The 15708-nt window shown below is 73.8% G+C and carries 15 protein-coding genes; 6 read left to right on the top strand and 9 right to left on the bottom strand.

Annotated elements, in window-relative coordinates:
- Positions 1-253: 253 nt before the first annotated feature.
- Positions 254-1279 (top strand): ATP-dependent 6-phosphofructokinase, encoded by a 1026-nt coding sequence (locus ABTZ54_RS23135; protein ID WP_351666228.1) that lies wholly within the window; start codon positions 254-256, stop codon positions 1277-1279.
- A 201-nt stretch (positions 1280-1480) separates the two neighbouring features.
- The gene (locus ABTZ54_RS23130; protein WP_351666226.1) at positions 1481-2572 is read left to right on the top strand and encodes an RICIN domain-containing protein; all 1092 of its coding nucleotides are present in this window, start codon (positions 1481-1483) and stop codon (positions 2570-2572) included.
- Between the two features lie 79 nt (positions 2573-2651).
- Here ABTZ54_RS23130 and ABTZ54_RS23125 read toward each other — a convergent pair whose 3' ends face one another.
- From ABTZ54_RS23125 to ABTZ54_RS23110, 4 genes are all read right to left on the bottom strand, one after another.
- Positions 2652-3398: a tyrosine-protein phosphatase gene (locus tag ABTZ54_RS23125; RefSeq protein ID WP_351666224.1), complete on the bottom strand. Its 747-nt coding sequence runs from the start codon at positions 3396-3398 to the stop codon at positions 2652-2654.
- Positions 3399-3407: 9 nt separating this feature from the next.
- Positions 3408-4022 (bottom strand): helix-turn-helix transcriptional regulator, encoded by a 615-nt coding sequence (locus tag ABTZ54_RS23120; protein ID WP_351666529.1) that lies wholly within the window; start codon positions 4020-4022, stop codon positions 3408-3410.
- Positions 4023-4231: 209 nt separating this feature from the next.
- Positions 4232-4933, bottom strand: coding sequence for a response regulator (locus tag ABTZ54_RS23115; protein ID WP_351666222.1), 702 nt, complete (start codon positions 4931-4933; stop codon positions 4232-4234).
- The gene (locus ABTZ54_RS23110; protein ID WP_351666220.1) at positions 4930-6549 is read right to left on the bottom strand and encodes a sensor histidine kinase; all 1620 of its coding nucleotides are present in this window, start codon (positions 6547-6549) and stop codon (positions 4930-4932) included. Before ABTZ54_RS23110 ends, ABTZ54_RS23115 begins: the two co-directional genes overlap by 4 nt.
- 210 nt (positions 6550-6759) lie before the next feature.
- Here ABTZ54_RS23110 and ABTZ54_RS23105 point away from each other — a divergent pair, with 210 nt between their 5' ends.
- A complete protein-coding gene (locus ABTZ54_RS23105) occupies positions 6760-8115 on the top strand; it encodes a cation:dicarboxylate symporter family transporter (protein ID WP_351666219.1) in 1356 nt (451 codons plus the stop codon).
- Positions 8116-8222: 107 nt separating this feature from the next.
- Here ABTZ54_RS23105 and ABTZ54_RS23100 read toward each other — a convergent pair whose 3' ends face one another.
- From ABTZ54_RS23100 to ABTZ54_RS23090, 3 genes are all read right to left on the bottom strand, one after another.
- Positions 8223-9701 carry a glycoside hydrolase family 16 protein gene (locus ABTZ54_RS23100; RefSeq protein ID WP_351666218.1) on the bottom strand — a complete coding sequence of 493 codons (1479 nt, stop codon included), beginning with the start codon at positions 9699-9701 and terminating at the stop codon, positions 8223-8225.
- A 111-nt stretch (positions 9702-9812) separates the two neighbouring features.
- Positions 9813-10691, bottom strand: a complete 879-nt coding sequence (locus ABTZ54_RS23095; protein WP_351666217.1) for an aldo/keto reductase — start codon at positions 10689-10691, stop codon at positions 9813-9815.
- Positions 10691-11593 carry an NAD-dependent epimerase/dehydratase family protein gene (locus tag ABTZ54_RS23090; protein ID WP_351666216.1) on the bottom strand — a complete coding sequence of 301 codons (903 nt, stop codon included), beginning with the start codon at positions 11591-11593 and terminating at the stop codon, positions 10691-10693. The genes ABTZ54_RS23095 and ABTZ54_RS23090 overlap by 1 nt, the downstream gene beginning before the upstream one ends.
- Positions 11594-11637: 44 nt before the next feature.
- Here ABTZ54_RS23090 and ABTZ54_RS23085 point away from each other — a divergent pair, with 44 nt between their 5' ends.
- The 3 genes from ABTZ54_RS23085 to ABTZ54_RS23075 are packed head-to-tail and all read left to right on the top strand — an operon-like array spanning position 11638 to position 12956.
- Positions 11638-12159, top strand: coding sequence for an Lrp/AsnC family transcriptional regulator (locus tag ABTZ54_RS23085; protein ID WP_351666214.1), 522 nt, complete (start codon positions 11638-11640; stop codon positions 12157-12159).
- 51 nt (positions 12160-12210) lie between these two features.
- A complete protein-coding gene (locus tag ABTZ54_RS23080; RefSeq protein ID WP_351666527.1) occupies positions 12211-12612 on the top strand; it encodes a MerR family transcriptional regulator in 402 nt (133 codons plus the stop codon).
- Entirely contained in the window at positions 12609-12956 is a 348-nt protein-coding gene (locus tag ABTZ54_RS23075; RefSeq protein WP_351666212.1) for a thioredoxin family protein, read from the top strand. Before ABTZ54_RS23080 ends, ABTZ54_RS23075 begins: the two co-directional genes overlap by 4 nt.
- A 37-nt stretch (positions 12957-12993) precedes the next feature.
- On the opposite strand, the gene ABTZ54_RS23070 is transcribed toward ABTZ54_RS23075, so the two are convergent.
- Positions 12994-14214, bottom strand: coding sequence for a glycosyltransferase (locus tag ABTZ54_RS23070; RefSeq protein ID WP_351666525.1), 1221 nt, complete (start codon positions 14212-14214; stop codon positions 12994-12996).
- Positions 14215-14262: 48 nt separating this feature from the next.
- Positions 14263-15477: a threonine--tRNA ligase gene (gene thrS, locus ABTZ54_RS23065; RefSeq protein WP_351666523.1), complete on the bottom strand. Its 1215-nt coding sequence runs from the start codon at positions 15475-15477 to the stop codon at positions 14263-14265.
- Positions 15478-15708: the final 231 nt, after the last annotated feature.

Here is a 15708-nt window from a genome sequence, read left to right as displayed (position 1 = left end):
GTCTCCTGTGTCGATCGAGTGTCAATCGAGTGTGTTCAAAAAACACCGATAGGGTGGCATTGCCCTCTTGACAATACCCCCGCGCGTGGATAGGACGCCCGCCGGACGGAGGGCCTGAAAGAGTGGGACCAAAGGCCCCGAAAGGCCCATCGGCACCGGGCGCGCGGAGTAGCAGCGAGCGCGTCGGCGCACTCGCCCGTGTGAGAATCGACGAGGCTCACACGTACCGATACCGAGCAGGAGACACAGCACGATGCGCATCGGAGTTCTCACCGCAGGCGGCGACTGTCCCGGCCTGAACGCAGTGATCCGGTCGGTCGTGCACCGCGCGCTGACCGGCCACGACGACGAGGTCATCGGCTTCGAGGACGGCTTCAAGGGCCTCCTCGACGGCCACTACCGCCCCCTCGACCTCAACGCGGTCAGCGGCATCCTCGCCCGCGGCGGCACGATCCTCGGCTCCGCCCGTCTGGAGCGCAACCGGCTGCGCGAAGCCGCCGAGTCCGCCCCCGACTTGGCCCGCAAGTACGGCATCGACGTCCTCATCCCGATCGGCGGCGAGGGCACCCTGACCGCCGCCCGGATGCTCTCGGACGCCGGCATGCCCGTCGTCGGCGTCCCGAAGACGATCGACAACGACATCTCCTCCACCGACCGCACCTTCGGCTTCGACACCGCCGTCGGCGTGGCCACCGAGGCCATGGACCGCCTCAAGACCACCGCCGAGTCGCACCAGCGCGTGATGGTCGTCGAGGTCATGGGCCGGCACGCCGGCTGGATCGCCCTGGAGTCCGGCATGGCCGGCGGCGCCCATGGCATCTGCCTGCCCGAACGCCCCTTCCAGGTCGACGACCTCGTCAAGATGGTCGAGGAACGCTTCGCCCGCGGCAAGAAGTTCGCCGTCATCTGCGTCGCCGAGGGCGCGCACCCGGCCGAGGGCTCGATGGCGTACGGGAAGGGCGAGATCGACCAGTTCGGTCACGAGCGCTTCCAGGGCATCGGCAACCAGCTCGCCGTCGAGCTGGAGCGGCGCCTCGGCAAGGAGGCCCGCCCGGTCATCCTCGGTCACGTCCAGCGCGGCGGCACGCCGACCGCGTATGACCGGGTGCTCGCCACCCGCTTCGGCTGGCACGCGGTGGAGGCCGCCCACCGGGGCGACTTCGGGCGGATGACGGCGCTGCGCGGCACGGACATCGAGATGGTCCCGCTCGCCGAGGCCGTCACCCGGCTGAAGACCGTCCCCGAGGACCGCATGCGCGAGGCCGAGTCCGTCTTCTGACGGGCCCGCGCCCCCGGGTCCTCGGACCCGTCCCTCCGGCCCCCGCGCGCGGGACCAAGGTCCCGACTTGTCCCGGACACCCCCCGGCCCCGATCATCCCCCCGTGGACGATCGGGGCCGAATCCATGCTTGAGCCCCGTGCCGCGATCAACAAGGCTTGAGACTGTCCCGGACATGTCCCAATGAGGGGAGCGGCGCGCCATGACGACGGGGGAGAGGGCTCCCGACCCTCGTGCGGCACGGAACCCGGCCGAATTCATCGCGCGGCTCCAGGACCTGAAGGACTGGTCCGGACTCACCTACCGAGAGCTCTCGGCCCGCGCCGACTCCCGCGGCGAGGTCCTGCCCCGCTCGACCGTCGCCAACATGCTGGCCCGCACCACCGTCCCCCGCGAGGAACTCCTCGCCACCTACCTCCGCGCCTGCGGGCTCCCGCCCGAACGGGCGACGGAATGGGAGACGGTACGCGCGGAGCTCGCGGCGCGGGGGACGTACGGGGCGCCGGGCACGGGCGGGGCGGAGGCCGGGCCCGCCCCCGCGGGGGCAGGGCCGGACGGGCTCCCGGCGGGCAGCCCCGCCGGTCTGCCGGTCGCTTGGCCCGGCGCGGAGCAGCCGTCTGCCGGGCTCGCCCCCGCCTGGCCTGGCGCCGAAGCGCCGTCCGGGGAGGCCGGGGAGTCCGGGGAGCCCGGGTCCGAGGGCCGCGAGCCGCGCTCGCGGGTGCGGCGTGCTCTCGTCGGGGCGGTCGCCGTGGCGGGGCTCGTGCTGGCGAGCGTCAGTGTCGTCGCGTTCGTACGGGACGACGTCCGGCCCGGCCGGGCGCACCGGCCGGTGCTCACCGCGCCCGCCGAGGGGCCGGTGCACATCCGGGTGATCGGCTCGGACCTCTGCCTGAACGAGCGGCGGGGCAGCCGGGACGGCCAGATCTACCAGCGCCCGTGCGCGGGCGCCGACGTCCCCCGCTACGAGCTGAAGCGGCTCGGCGGGGACGCCTGGCGGATCGTCTCGGTCCACCCGGACTTCCCCGTCGGCTGCTCGGGGATCCCGTCCGGCGGCCGGATACCCTACGCCGCACTTGAGGACTCCGAGTGCGGCGACCCCACCCGCGTCGAACGCTTCACCCTGGAGCCGCACGGCACCCCGGTCACCGGCTACCGCATCGTCCCGGCCGGCTCCGCGACCCCCGGCAGCTGCGTCACCGTCGTCGGCGACCGCATGGCCGCATGGTCCCGGCTGACCCAGGCGCCCTGCACGACGGACGCCCGGGGCCAGCTCTTCAGCTTCGACCGACGCTAGGGCCTGTCCGGCCGCGACGCCTTGCGAGGCACCGCACCGGACGTCGTGCCCCCTCCGGCCCCGATCCGCCGGACAGGCGCTACGCCGCCGGTTCGACCAGTCGGGTGCGCAGGGCCGTCACCACGGCCGGGTCGAGGCCGACATGGCCGGTGACGTACGCCTCCACCGAGCCGTACTCCGCGCGCAGGTCCGCGAGGACCAGCCGCATGACCTCCTCGGGCGCCCGCCCGTACCCCGGCCAGCGCAGCTCGCGGTCCGGATGCGCCGCCTTCCACTCGGCGACGAAGCGCTCGGTGGCCAGCTCGGTCAGGGCGAAGTCCGCCAGGATCCGCTCGTCGGGGACGCCGAGCAGCGCCAGGACGAGGGCCGCGAGCAGCCCCGTACGGTCCTTTCCGGACGCGCAGTGGAAGACCAGCGGGCCCTCGGCCGAGGCGATGAGCTCCAGCGCCTCGCGCAGTTCGACCGCGCCGTCGGCGGCGACCTCGGCGAAGCGGTCGGCGAGGTAGCGCCAGGGGTCGAGCGCGGGGTCGATCTCGGCCTGGTCGTACGGCCGGTGCTCGATGCTCAGGTTGTGCCAGGCCTGCGGCTCGCGCTCGGGGTGGCGGCCCTTGGCCGCGATCTCCCACGGATAGCGCAGGTCGATCACGGTGGCCACGCCCAGCGCGCGGAAGCGCTCCAGATCGGCCTCGGCGCCGGGCCCCGCCAGCTTGGCGAGGGAGTCGGAGCGGTAGAGGGTCTCCCACCGCACGGTCCCGCCGTCGGCGGTCGGATAGCCGCCCAGATCACGGAAGTTGTGGAGCCGTTCGAAGGCTATGTGTCGTCTCACGGCGCCAATCTACGGGCCGGTGCCGACGAGCCCCCAGAAGTGGTCCATGACCTCGTCGAGGTACGCGCGGCCCGCGTCGCCCGTCGCACCCGAGGCGCCCCAGCTGCTGGTGGCCGCCATCCTGGCGTGGTAGTCGGTGTGCAGCCGCTGCAACGCGTCCTCGACGGCCTGCTTGGGCAGCGGCAGCAGCTTGACCACCGGTTTCACATAGGCCTGCCAGCGGGTGGTCGCCGCGTCCCGCAGCAGGCCCGCCAGCTTCTCGTCGCCGCCGGTCGCGGTGAGCAGCGCGCGCGGGCCCAGGCCGAGCGCCCCGGCGAGGGCGGCGGTCTGGCGCTCGTTGCCGCGCCAGCGCCCCGACTCCTCCATCCGCAGATACGCGGCCGGTTCGAGCCCCACCCGGCGGGCCAGGTCCTCGTGGGCCAGGCCCCGGGCCATCCGGTGCTCGCGCAGGGTGGAGGCGGAGGCGAGGAGGTCGGCGGGGGAGCACCACAGGACGCCGGCGAGCGCGGTCAGCTCCTGCGGGCTGGGGGTGACCCGGCCGCGCTCCCAGGCGACGACGGTCTCGGGGGCGACGAGGAGGCCGTACTGGGCCCGCAGGCCGTAGGCGACATGTCCGGGGGCCATGCCGAGGCCCTCGCGCAGACGGCGTGCGGCGAGGGCGTCGAAGGGCGGGGAGGGTTGGTGCACGCAGCCACGGTAGGAGCGGAGGGTGAACGCTGGCTACGGTGCGTTCGCCCAACGCTGAGGCTCGTAGGAACGTGGGAACCGATCAGTAATCGGCCAGTCACCAATCGGCATCCGGCCACCGGAACCGGCCACCGGGAAACCGCCGCTCAGTGCCCGCCCCTCCGGTCCGGCAGCCACCGGTACTGCAGCTCCGGCCGCCCGATCTGGCCGTACTGCGGCGCCCGCGCCGCCCGCCCCTCCGTCACCAGGTGCTCCAGGTACCGGCGCGCGGTGATCCGCGAGATGCCCACGGCCGCGCCCGCCTCCGCCGCCGTCAGCCCCTCGGCGGCGCCCCGCAGGCTCCGTGTCACCGCCTCCAGGGTCGGCGCGCTCAGCCCCTTCGGCAGTGAGGCCGGGCGCGGGGCGCGCAGGGTCGCGAGGGCCCGGTCCACCTCGTCCTGGCCCGAGGCCTCGCCCGCCGTCGCCCGGAACTCGGCGTAGCGCGCGAGCCGGTCCCGCAGGGTCGCGAAGGTGAACGGCTTCAGGACGTACTGGACGACCCCGAGCGACACGCCCTCCCGGACGACCGCGAGGTCCCGCGCCGACGTCACCGCGATCACGTCGGCCGTGTGGCCCGCCGCGCGCAGCGCCCGCAGCAGTTGGAGCCCGTGCCCGTCCGGCAGATAGAGGTCGAGCAGGACGAGATCCACCGGCACCCGTTCGAGCAGCCGGACCGCCGCCGCCCGCGAGTGGGCCACGCCGACCACGGTGAAGCCCGCCACCCGCCCCGCGTACAGCGCGTGCGCGTCCGCGGCGACCGGGTCGTCCTCGACGACCAGCACCCGGATGTCCGTACCGGCGCCGTTCATGCGCCCACCTCCGCGGCGGCGGTTCCCACCGAGGCCCGCCGCAACGGCATGCGGGCCGTGAACTCCGCGCCGCCCAGCGGGGATTCGGTGACGGTCAGGGTGCCGGACGCGCGCGTGACGGCCTGGTGGGCCAGGGCGAGGCCGAGCCCCCGGCCGGGGCCGCGGGTGGACCATCCGCGGTCCAGGACGGCCGCGCGGTCCTCGGGGCGCACCCCGGGCCCCGAGTCGCCGACCTGGAGCAGCAGTTCGCCGTCCTGGGCGAGCGCCGTCACCGTCACCCGGGCGGCCGGGGTCCCGCCCGCCGCCTCGACGGCGTTGTCGATCAGGTTGCCGAGGATCGTCACCAGGTCCCGGGAGGGCAGTGACACCGGCAGCACCCCGTCGTCGATCCGGCTCGTCTCGGTCAGGACCAGCTCCACGCCCCGCTCGTTGGCCTGTGCCGCCTTGCCGAGCAGCAGCGCCGCGAGGACGGGTTCGCCGACCGCGCTCACCACCCGGTCGGTCAGCGCCTGCGCCAGCTCCAGCTCGGCCGTGGCGAAGCCGACCGCCTCCTCGACGCGGCCGAGCTCGATCAGCGAGACCACGGTGTGGAGCCGGTTCGCCGCCTCGTGGGCCTGCGAGCGCAGCGCCTCCGTGAAGCCCCGCTCCGAGTCCAACTCGCCCGAGAGCGCCTGGAGTTCGGTGCGGTCCCGCAGGGTGACCACGGTGCCCCTGCGCTCCCCGCCGACCACCGGGCGGGTGTTGACGACCAGCACCCGCCCGTCCGTCAGATGCAGCTCGTCCACCCGCGGCTCCGAGGAGAGCAGCGCCCCGGTGAGCGGTGCCGGGAGGCCGAGTTCGGCCGCCGAGCGCCCGACGGCGTCCGGGCCGAGACCGAGCAGCTCCCGCGCCCCGTCGTTGATCAGCGCGATCCGCCGCTGTCCGTCCAGCATCACCAGACCCTCGCGCACGGCGTGCAGCGCGGCCTCGTGGTAGTCGTGCAGATGGCTCAGCTCGGTCGCGTTCAGGCCCTTGGTGTGCCGCCGCAGCCGCGCGTTGATCACGTACGTGCCGGCGCCGCCGAGCGCGAGGGCCGCGCCCGCCATCCCGAGCAGCGCCGTGACCTGCTCGCGCACCTGCTCGCTGATCTTCTCGATGGTGATGCCCGCGCTGACCAGGGCCACCACCTCGCCGTGGTCGTAGACGGGCGCGACCGTGCGCACCGAGGGGCCGAGCACGCCCAGGTGCGTCTCGGAGAAGGTCTCCCCGCGCACGGCCCGGTCGATGTGCCCGAGGTAGGTGCGGCCGATCTGCTTCGGTTCCGGGTGCGTCCACCGGGTGCCGTCCGGCGCCATGATCACCACGAAGGTGACGCCCGCGTGCCGCCGCAGCGACTCCGCGTACGGCTGGAGCAGCGCGGTCGGATCGGCCGAGCGGGCCGCCGCCGCCACCGAGGGCGAGTCGGCCACGGCGGAGGCGGTCGCCTGCGACTGGCGGCGCGCGGTCTCCTCGGCCTGGGCGCGGTCCGTCACGTACGCGAAGACGGCGCATCCCGCGACGACGGCGGCCACCAGGACGACCTGCATCGCGAAGAGCTGGCCGGCGAGGCTGCGGGGCCGGGGGAGGGGGAGACGCATGCCGCCAGTGTGCCTGGCCGATTCGCGCCCCTGAACCGCCGGTACGAATCGTGCCGCGACCGAGACGTGCGGGGCGGGGAGGCCCGGGTTCCTTTATGGACGTTTCGGTCGTGAACGAAACGTACGCAAGCGTGACCCCGGTCACACGGCTGGTGGATAGTCGCGGGGTCCACCGGGACGTGGACGATCCCTGCGTACGAGGAGGAGCCCGTGGCCGCACGACGGGACCGCACCCACTATCTCTACCTGGCCGTCATCGGAGCCGTGCTGCTCGGCATCGCCGTCGGCTTCCTGGCGCCCGGCGTCGCCGTCGAGCTCAAGCCGCTCGGCACGGGCTTCGTGAGCCTGATCAAGATGATGATCTCGCCGATCATCTTCTGCACGATCGTGCTCGGCGTCGGTTCGGTCCGCAAGGCCGCCAAGGTCGGCGCCGTCGGCGGTCTCGCCCTCGGCTACTTCCTGGTGATGTCGACCGTCGCCCTCGCCATCGGCCTGGTCGTCGGCAACTTCCTGGAGCCCGGCTCCGGTCTGCACCTCACCAAGGACCTCGCCGAGGCCGGCGCCAAGCAGGCCGCGGGCGGGGGCGAGGGCACCGCCGACTTCCTGCTCGGGATCATCCCCACCACCATGGTCTCCGCCTTCACCGAGGGCGAGGTGCTCCAGACCCTGCTGGTCGCCCTGCTCGCGGGCTTCGCGCTGCAGGCGATGGGCTCGGCGGGCGAGCCGGTGCTGCGCGGCATCGGGCACATCCAGCGGCTGGTCTTCCGGATCCTCGCGATGATCATGTGGGCCGCCCCGGTCGGCGCCTTCGGCGCCATCGCGGCCGTGGTCGGCGCGACCGGCATGGACGCGCTGAAGTCGCTCGCCGTCATCATGATCGGCTTCTATGTGACCTGCGCGCTCTTCGTCTTCGTGGTGCTCGGCACGCTGCTGCGGCTCGTCGCCGGGGTGAACATCCTGTCGCTGCTCAAGTACCTGGGCCGCGAGTTCCTGCTGATCCTCTCCACCTCCTCCTCCGAGTCCGCGCTGCCGCGGCTCATCGCGAAGATGGAGCACCTGGGCGTCAGCAAGCCGGTGGTCGGCATCACCGTCCCGACCGGCTACTCCTTCAACCTCGACGGCACGGCGATCTATCTGACGATGTCCTCGCTCTTCGTCGCCGAGGCGATGGGCAACCCGCTCTCGGTGGGCGAGCAGATCTCCCTCCTCGTCTTCATGATCATCGCCTCGAAGGGCGCGGCGGGCGTCACAGGCGCCGGTCTCGCGACCCTCGCCGGCGGCCTCCAGTCGCACCGCCCCGACCTGGTCGACGGCGTCGGCCTGATCGTCGGCATCGACCGCTTCATGAGCGAGGCCCGCGCCCTCACCAACTTCGCGGGCAACGCCGTGGCCACCGTCCTCGTCGGCACCTGGACCAAGGAGATCGACAAGGCGCGCGTCACGGAGGTGCTGGCCGGGAACGTCCCCTTCGACGAGACCACCCTGGTCGACGACGGCCACGGCCCCGCGGCCGTGCCGGACCAGCCCTCCCACGAGGGCGAGGAGCGCGCCCGCGCGGGCGTCTGAGCTCCGGATCCCGGGCCTTGAGCCGGATCCGGGCACCGGAAGCGGATCGACCCCGGCCGGACCTCAGGCCGGGGTCGATCCGCGCGCGGGCGTTCCGTGCGCGGGTGTCAGCCGAAGGGGATGCGGACCACCGACCGGTTCCCGGTGCCCAGGGTGCTGGTCCCGTTGCCGATCGCGTTCCACACCTCGACCCTGATCCGCCCGTTCACCAGGTCGCCCAGGGTCCCGGTGGCCGACTGGAGCCCGGCCGACTCCGTGTAGTGCTCGTCGCCGGGCACGGGGTCGGTGGCGAAGTAGCGGTACGTCTCCACCCGCTCCCAGCTCCCGTCGCCGGTGCGGTCGTAACTCACCCGCACCTGCTGCCCGTTGGCGACCGTGCCGCCCGCGTCCACGAAGAGGTCGAAGCGGGTCGCGCCGCCGTCGTACGCCCGGGTGACCGGGCCCGAGACGAAGACCCGAGGGTCGGTCGGCGTCCCGTCGTGGTTGGCCCCGCCCGCCGAGGCGAGGGTGACCGTCCCGGCCGAGCCCTGCGCGTCCCCGGCCCCGCCGTCGCCGCGCAGATACAGCGTCGAGGAGCCCGTGGGCGGCGGAGTGGTGGGCGGAGTGGTCGGCGGGGGCGTCGTCGGCGGCGCCGTGGTGGCCGAGCCGCCGCCCTTGGTCCACACCGCCACGTAGTCGACCAGCATCGGGCGTCCCGGCACGGTCGCCGCCGTCGGGGTCCGCCCCGCCAGCGCGTCCGGGAACGCCCCGCCGACCGCCAGGTTGAGCAGGACGAAGTAGCCCGCGTGGCCGGTCATGTCGGCCCAGGCGGTGGCGCCGACCCGGGTCTCGTCCACGCGGTGGAAGAGCTGCCCGTCCACATACCAGCGCAGCTCGTTCGGTGTGACCGAGCGGTCCCACTCGAAGCGGTACGTGTGGAAGCCGGACTGGCAGGTCGAGCCGGGGCAGGCACGGCTCGCGCCGATCCCGGTCGTCTCGCCGCAGGGGCCGCCCGGGTTCACCCCGCAGTGCAGCACGCCCCACACGGAGTCCAGCCCGTTGACGTTCTCCATGACGTCGAACTCGCCGATGGCGGGCCAGTTCCAGTAGTTCCCCCGGTACGGGGCGCCGAGCGCCCAGAAGGCCGGCCAGTAGCCGAGGGCCGCGTCGCCGGTCACGTTCGGCATCTGAACGCGGCCCTCGATGCGCAGGGTGCCGCCGGCCGGGGCCTTGAAGTCGGCCCGCCTGGTCTCGATCCGGCCCGAGGTCCAGGTGCCGGCCCCGTCCCTGAGCGGGGTGATGCGCAGGTTGCCGGTGCCGTCGAGCCGCACGTTGTCGGGGTTCGCGGTGTACTCCTGGATCTCGCCCGTGCCCCAATTCGCGGGGCCTCCCGGGTAGTTGTGCCCGGTGTCGATCTGCCAGCGGCCCGCGTCGGGCAGCGCGCGGTCCGGTCCTTCGAAGTCGTCGCTCCACTGGAGCGTCCAGCCGGGCGCGGGCGGTACGGCGCCGCTGGCCGTACCGGCGCCGCCGAGGCCGAGCAGGGCGCCGCCGGCGAGGGCGGCGGCGAGGAGCGAGGCGAGCAGAGGGGTGCGTCGGGCGCGGCTCAAGGGAGCACCTCCGGTGGGGGCGTGGGGGCCTGCGGGGTGGTGAGAGCGCTCTCAGGATGCTTTTGTAGGTGAAGGCACCGGCCCCGTCAATGGGTCCGACGCCTTCGCCTCTCAAACCCCCAGCTCGGCCAACTCCGCCTCCGTGAGATCTAGTTCGGCGGCCAGTGCCGAGTCCCGCGCCGACTCCGGGCGGCTGGCGCCCGGGATCGGGAGGACGTTGCCCGGCCGGGCGAGCAGCCAGGCGAGCGCCACCCGCTGCGGGCTCACCCCCCGGGCCCGCGCCACCCGGTGGAAGGCCCCGAACTCCGGGTCCTCCTCCTGCGCGGAGGAGCCGTCCAGCGAGCTGCGCGAGATCCCGCCCAGCGGGCTCCAGGGCAGGAAGGCCAGGCCCAGCTCCGCGCAGAGCCGCAGCTCGGCCTCGGCGTCCCGGACGGCCGGGGAGTAGCGGTTCTGCACCGACACCAGGCGCTCGCCCAGGATCTCCCGGGCCAGCAGGATCTGCCCGCTGTCCACGTTGGAGATCCCCGCGAGCCGGATCGTGCCCGCGTCCAGCAACTCCCTGAGCGCGCCCAGTGATTCGGCGTACGGGACGGCCGGGTCCGGCTTGTGGAGCTGGTACAGGCCGAGCGGGGTGGTGCCGAGCCGCCGCGCCGAGGCCTCGGCCGCGCGCCGCAGATGCTCCGGCCGCCCGTCGACCGTCCAGCCGCCGTCGGCGCTCCGGCCCCGGCCGCCCTTGGTGGCCACCAGCACCCCGTCCCGGCCGCCCCCGTACGCGGCGAGCGCGCGGGCCACCAGACGCTCGCCCGCGCCGGGCTCCCCGCCCGGCGGGTGGTACGAGTCGGCCGTGTCGAGCAGGGTCACCCCCGCGTCCAGCGCCGCGTGCACGGTGGCCAGCGCGCGGGCCTCGTCCGGGTGCCCCTCGATGGACAGGGGCATCGCGCCGAGCCCGACGGCGCCGACGGTCAGATCGCCGAGGGTACGGAACCTCATCACGCGCCCGCCGGCCCGGACACGGTCTCGGCGACGGCCCGCGCGAGCCACTCCGAGGAATGCGAGAAGCGGTATCCGAGCCCCTCCGCGCGGGAATTGTCCATTCCATAGGAACGGTCGAAGGAGAACGGGGAGAACTCCCCGACCTCGACCTCCTGGAACACGGTCCTGCCGCCCACCCGCGATTCGATCGCGGCGCAGATCTCGGCCGTGGTCAGCGGACCGTGCGCGTGCGCGTTCACGGGGCCTGTGAATTCCGCCCCGGCCGCCCAGGCGAGGAAATCGGCGATCTCCTCCACGTACACATAGGTCGCGGGCCGGTTCACGGCCGGCACGGCGATCGGCTCGCCCGCCCGGATCCGGCGCGCGTAGTGGTCGAGCCGCCCGGTGAAGTCGTCGGCGCCGCCCAGCACGTGCGCCACCCGCACCGAGGCCCACGCGAACTCCGCGCCGCCCGCGAACACCGCCTCGGCCTGCCGCTTCCCCTCCCCGTAGTGCGCGTCGAGGAACTCCGGGTCCTCCCAGGGCAGTGCGAGGTCGACCACCACCGCGCCCAGGTCGAGGGCGTCCTCGGCGACCGGGACGGCGGAGTCCTCGTACCCGTACACCTCCACCGTCGAGGTCATCACATAGCGCCCGGTGCGCCCCGCGAACACCCGCCGGGCGATCTCCGCCTGGCGCGGTGTGTAGCAGACCTGGTCCACGACGACGTCGAACCGCCGCCCGCCGAGGGCCTTTTCCAGCGCGGCCTCGTCGTTCCGGTCGGCGACCAGCTGAACGGTCCCCTCCGGAGCCGCGGAAGAACCGCGATTGAGCACCGTCACCCGATGTCCCGCGCCCAGCAGGCGCTTTATCAGCCGCTTTCCGAAATAGCGGTTCCCGCCGATGATCAGAATGTCCATGGCTCAAGTGTTACGTTGTGCGCTCGCCAACTGAAGGGGGAAACATGGGAGTCCAGGCCGCCGCACCGAAGGAACCTCGGCAGTTGCGCGCCGCCACCGTCGAAACGACGGCGGGCGCCTACGACCCCATCGACCGGCAGATCCTGGACCTGCTCCAGAGCGACGGCCGGATCAAGCTCAGCGAGCTCGGCCGCCGGGTCCGGCTCAGCCCCGCCGCCGTCACCGAGCGGGTCCGCCGCCTGGAGTCCTGTGGGGCGATCACCGGCTACGGGGCCCAGATCGCGCCCGCCCTCCTCGGCTACGGCATCCAGGCCTTCATCCGGGTGAACCCGCACGGCGGCTACACCCTCAAGCACCCCCGCACCCTGGAGCTCCTGGCCCGGCCCGAGATCCGCGAGGCGCACCACGTGGTCGGCGAGGACTGCTGGATCCTCAAGGTCGCCGTGACCGACACCGTGCACCTGGAGGACGTCCTGGAGCAGGTCTCCGCGCTGGGCCGCACGACGACGTCGATCGTCCTGTCCTCCCCGGTCGAGCGGAAGCCGCTGCTGCCGCCGGGAGCCTGACGCGGCTTCCCGCTTGCCTTGACGTCGGCGTCAAGGCTTACGTTCGTGGACATGCGAATCGGCGAGCTGGCCGAGCGGGCGGGCACGACCACGCGGACTCTGCGCTACTACGAGTCCCGGGGTCTCCTGAGCGCACGGCGCACGGACAACGGCTACCGCTCCTACGACGAGGACGACCTGCGGCTGCTCCAGCAGATCCGGACCCTTCAGGACTTCGGGTTCGACCTGGAGGAGACCCGGCCGTTCGTGGACTGTCTGCGGGCCGGGCACCCGGCGGGCGACGCGTGCCCCGCGTCGCTCGCCGTCTACCGGCGCAAGCTGGCCGAGCTCGACGGGCTCATCGATCAGCTGAAGGAGGTGCGCGCCCAGGTCGGCGCGCAACTGCTGCGGGCCGAGGCGGAGTTGCCGGGCGGCCCGGAACCACGATGCGAACTGGGAGGAGCGACGGAATGACGTACGCGGAAGGCGTGGCGGAGGTCACGGACGCGGACTTCGACACCGAGGTCCTGGGTGCCGGGGTGCCGGTCCTGGTGAAGTTCACCGCGCGGTGGTGCGGGCCGTGCCGGCAGCTGAAGCCGGTGCTCGGCGCCCTCGCGGCGGAGGAGGGCGAGCGGCTGCGGATCGTCGAGATCGACGTGGACCACAACCCGCTGACCACCGTGAAGTACGGGGTGCTGGCGACCCCGACCCTGATGGTCTTCGACCGGGGCGAGCCCGTGAAGTCGATGGTCGGCGCCCGCCCCAAGCGCCGGCTCCTGGAGGAGCTGGCCGACGTCCTGGAGCCGTCCCGCGCGTGACGAGAGGGGGGGCGGCGCCGTGCGCCGCCCCTACCGGCTACCGCCCCGCGAGGTCGAGCAGCATCCGCGCCGCCGTCGCCGCCCCGTCTGTGCGGAAGTCCCGGGCCACCGCGGCGGCCCGCTCGCGGGTCTCCGGGGCCAGCGCCGTCCCCAGCGCGGCGGACAGCGACGCGAAGGCCGGGACCGGGCCGTCGTGCGCCGCGCCGATGCCCAGGCCCGCGACCCGCTCGGCGAAGTACGGCTGGTCCCCGCCCTGCGCCACGATCACCTGCGGCGCGCCCGCCCAGGTGGCGGTCGTCGTGGTGCCCGCGCCGCCGTGGTGCACCACGGCCGCCACCCGGCGGAACAGCGCCTGGTGGTTGGACTCGCCGACGACGAAGCAGTCGTCCCCGGCGTCCGCCGCGGCGAGCTCGGCCCAGCCGCGCGAGAGCAGCACCCGGCGGCCCCGTGCCCGTACCGCCTCGACGGCCGCCCGGGCGACCTCCTGAGGATCGCGTACGGGCACGCTGCCGAAGCCCACGTACACGGGCGGCTCGCCGGCATCCAGGAAGGCCAACAGATCGGCGGGGAGCGGGCGTTCGTCCGGCAGGACCCACGCCCCGGTCTGCACGACTCCGAGCTCGGCGGGCCGCTGCCACGGGGCCAGGACCGGGTCCGAGGCCAGCCACGGCCGGTCGGTGAAGACATGGTCGCGGAGGTCGTCCACGGGCGGCAGCCCGACCGACACCCGGTGCCCGTTGACCGCCTCGCCGAACACCTCCTGCGCGTCCCGGGCGTCCCGCTCCCACAGCACGCCGTTGTCGGTGACGTCCGGCGGCAGCGGGCGGCCGGGCCGGGGGATCGGCGGGTGGTGCGGCGACGGCAGGCTGACCGGCTGGTAGCTGGCGTACACGTAGGGGATGCCCCGGAGTTCGGCGACCGACCGCACCCCGGCCACGGCGGGCACGAGCCCGGTCGCGAGCAGCACGTCGCAGCCCTCCGCCACGGCGGACACGTTCTCGTGGAACGCGGCGACCAGCTCGGCGGCGCGGCGCGGCACCCCGCCCGGCGACGGCGGGACCCTGCCGCTCACCAGGTCCCGTACCGACGCCCCGGTGGGCACCATCTCGACGCCCACCCCGGCGAGCCGCCGCGCGAACTCCTCGTCGGGCGGGGCGCACACCAGCACCTCCGCGCCGAGCCCCCGCAGCCGCACCGCGAGCCCGACCAGCGGCTCGACGCCCCCGCGCGAGTCGTACGCCGACAACACCACACGCATGCTCATGTTCCCCGTTCCGTCGCTCTCGTCCGAGCCGCCGATTCTGCCTCAGTCCCACAGCTCGGTGGAGTGCGCGGCCACCAACCCAGCGATCCTGTCGAGCAGTTCGCCCTCCGGCAGGGGGTCGAGCCGCCGCCCGTCCCGGAGTCGTACGGAGAGCTGCCCGGCGGCGGCCTCCCTGGCGCCGATGACGACCTGGTACGGGACGAGCCGGGCCGCGCGGATCCGGGCGCCCAGGGTGCCGTCCCCGGGGCCGGCCGCCTCGGCGCGCAGGCCGAGCGCGGCGCAGCGCTCGACGAGCCGGGCGGCGGCCCCGGACTCGGCGTCGGAGACCGGCAGGACGGCGAGCTGGACCGGGGCGAGCCAGCCGGGGAAGGCGCCCGCGTGGTGCTCGACGAGGTGGGCGACGGCCCGCTCCACGCTGCCGACGACGCTGCGGTGGATCATCACCGGGCGGTGCTTGGCGCCGTCGGGGCCGATGTACTTCAGGTCGAAGCGCTCGGGCTGGTGGAAGTCGATCTGCACGGTGGAGAGGGTCGACTCGCGGCCGGCCGGGTCGGCGACCTGCACGTCGATCTTGGGCCCGTAGAACGCGGCCTCGCCCTCGGCCTCCTCGTAGTCGAGCCCGGAGGCGTCGAGCACCTCCCGCAGCAGCGCGATCGACCGCTCCCACTTCTCCGGTGCCGCGACGTACTTTCCGCCGGGGCCCGGCAGCGAGAGCCGGTGGCGTACCGGCACGATCCCCATGGCCGCGTGCGCCCGCCGGATCAGCTCCAGGGCGGCGGCGGCCTCCTCGGCGACCTGGTCGAGGGTGCAGAAGATATGGGCGTCGTTGAGCTGGATGGCCCGCACCCGGGTGAGCCCGCCGAGCACCCCCGACAGCTCGGAGCGGAACATGCCGCCCAACTCGGCCATCCGCAGCGGCAGTTCCCGGTAGCTGTGGGCGCGGGAGCGGAACATCACGGCGTGGTGCGGGCAGAGGCTGGGCCGCAGCACGAACTCCTCGCCGCCCACCTCCATGGGCGGGAACATGTCCTCGCTGTAGTGGGACCAGTGCCCGGAGATCTCGTACAGCTCCCGTTTGCCGAGCACGGGCGAGTACACGTGCCGGTATCCGGCCCGCCGCTCGGCCTCGCGCACGTACTCCTCCAGGGCGTGCCGTACGGCGGCACCGTCCGGCAGCCAGTACGGCAGCCCGGCTCCGATCAGCGGATCGGTGTCGAACAGCTCCAGCTCGCGGCCCAGCCTGCGGTGGTCGGCGATTTCCTGGTTCATGGGGGCACTCCTGGTGCGAGGGGGAGCGAGCCCCCGGCGCACACGGCGAAGCCCCGGGGCACTCGCCCCGGGGCTTCGGACAAAGACAGCTGTCAGCGCGCCGGGACACTCTCCGGCGTCGTCGTGAGGATGGCAGCGCGCTTCATGCGGCAGACGTTAACAGGGGGCGGCGGCAGGACGCGAGGGATTATGCGCGGGCCGATCTGCGGGCCTGCGGGC

It is taken from the genome of Streptomyces sp. NPDC094032 (assembly GCF_040303965.1).
Taxonomy (GTDB): domain Bacteria; phylum Actinomycetota; class Actinomycetes; order Streptomycetales; family Streptomycetaceae; genus Streptomyces.
The sequence above is the reverse complement of the archived record's forward strand: the minus strand, read 5'-3'. Positions and strand labels throughout refer to the sequence as shown.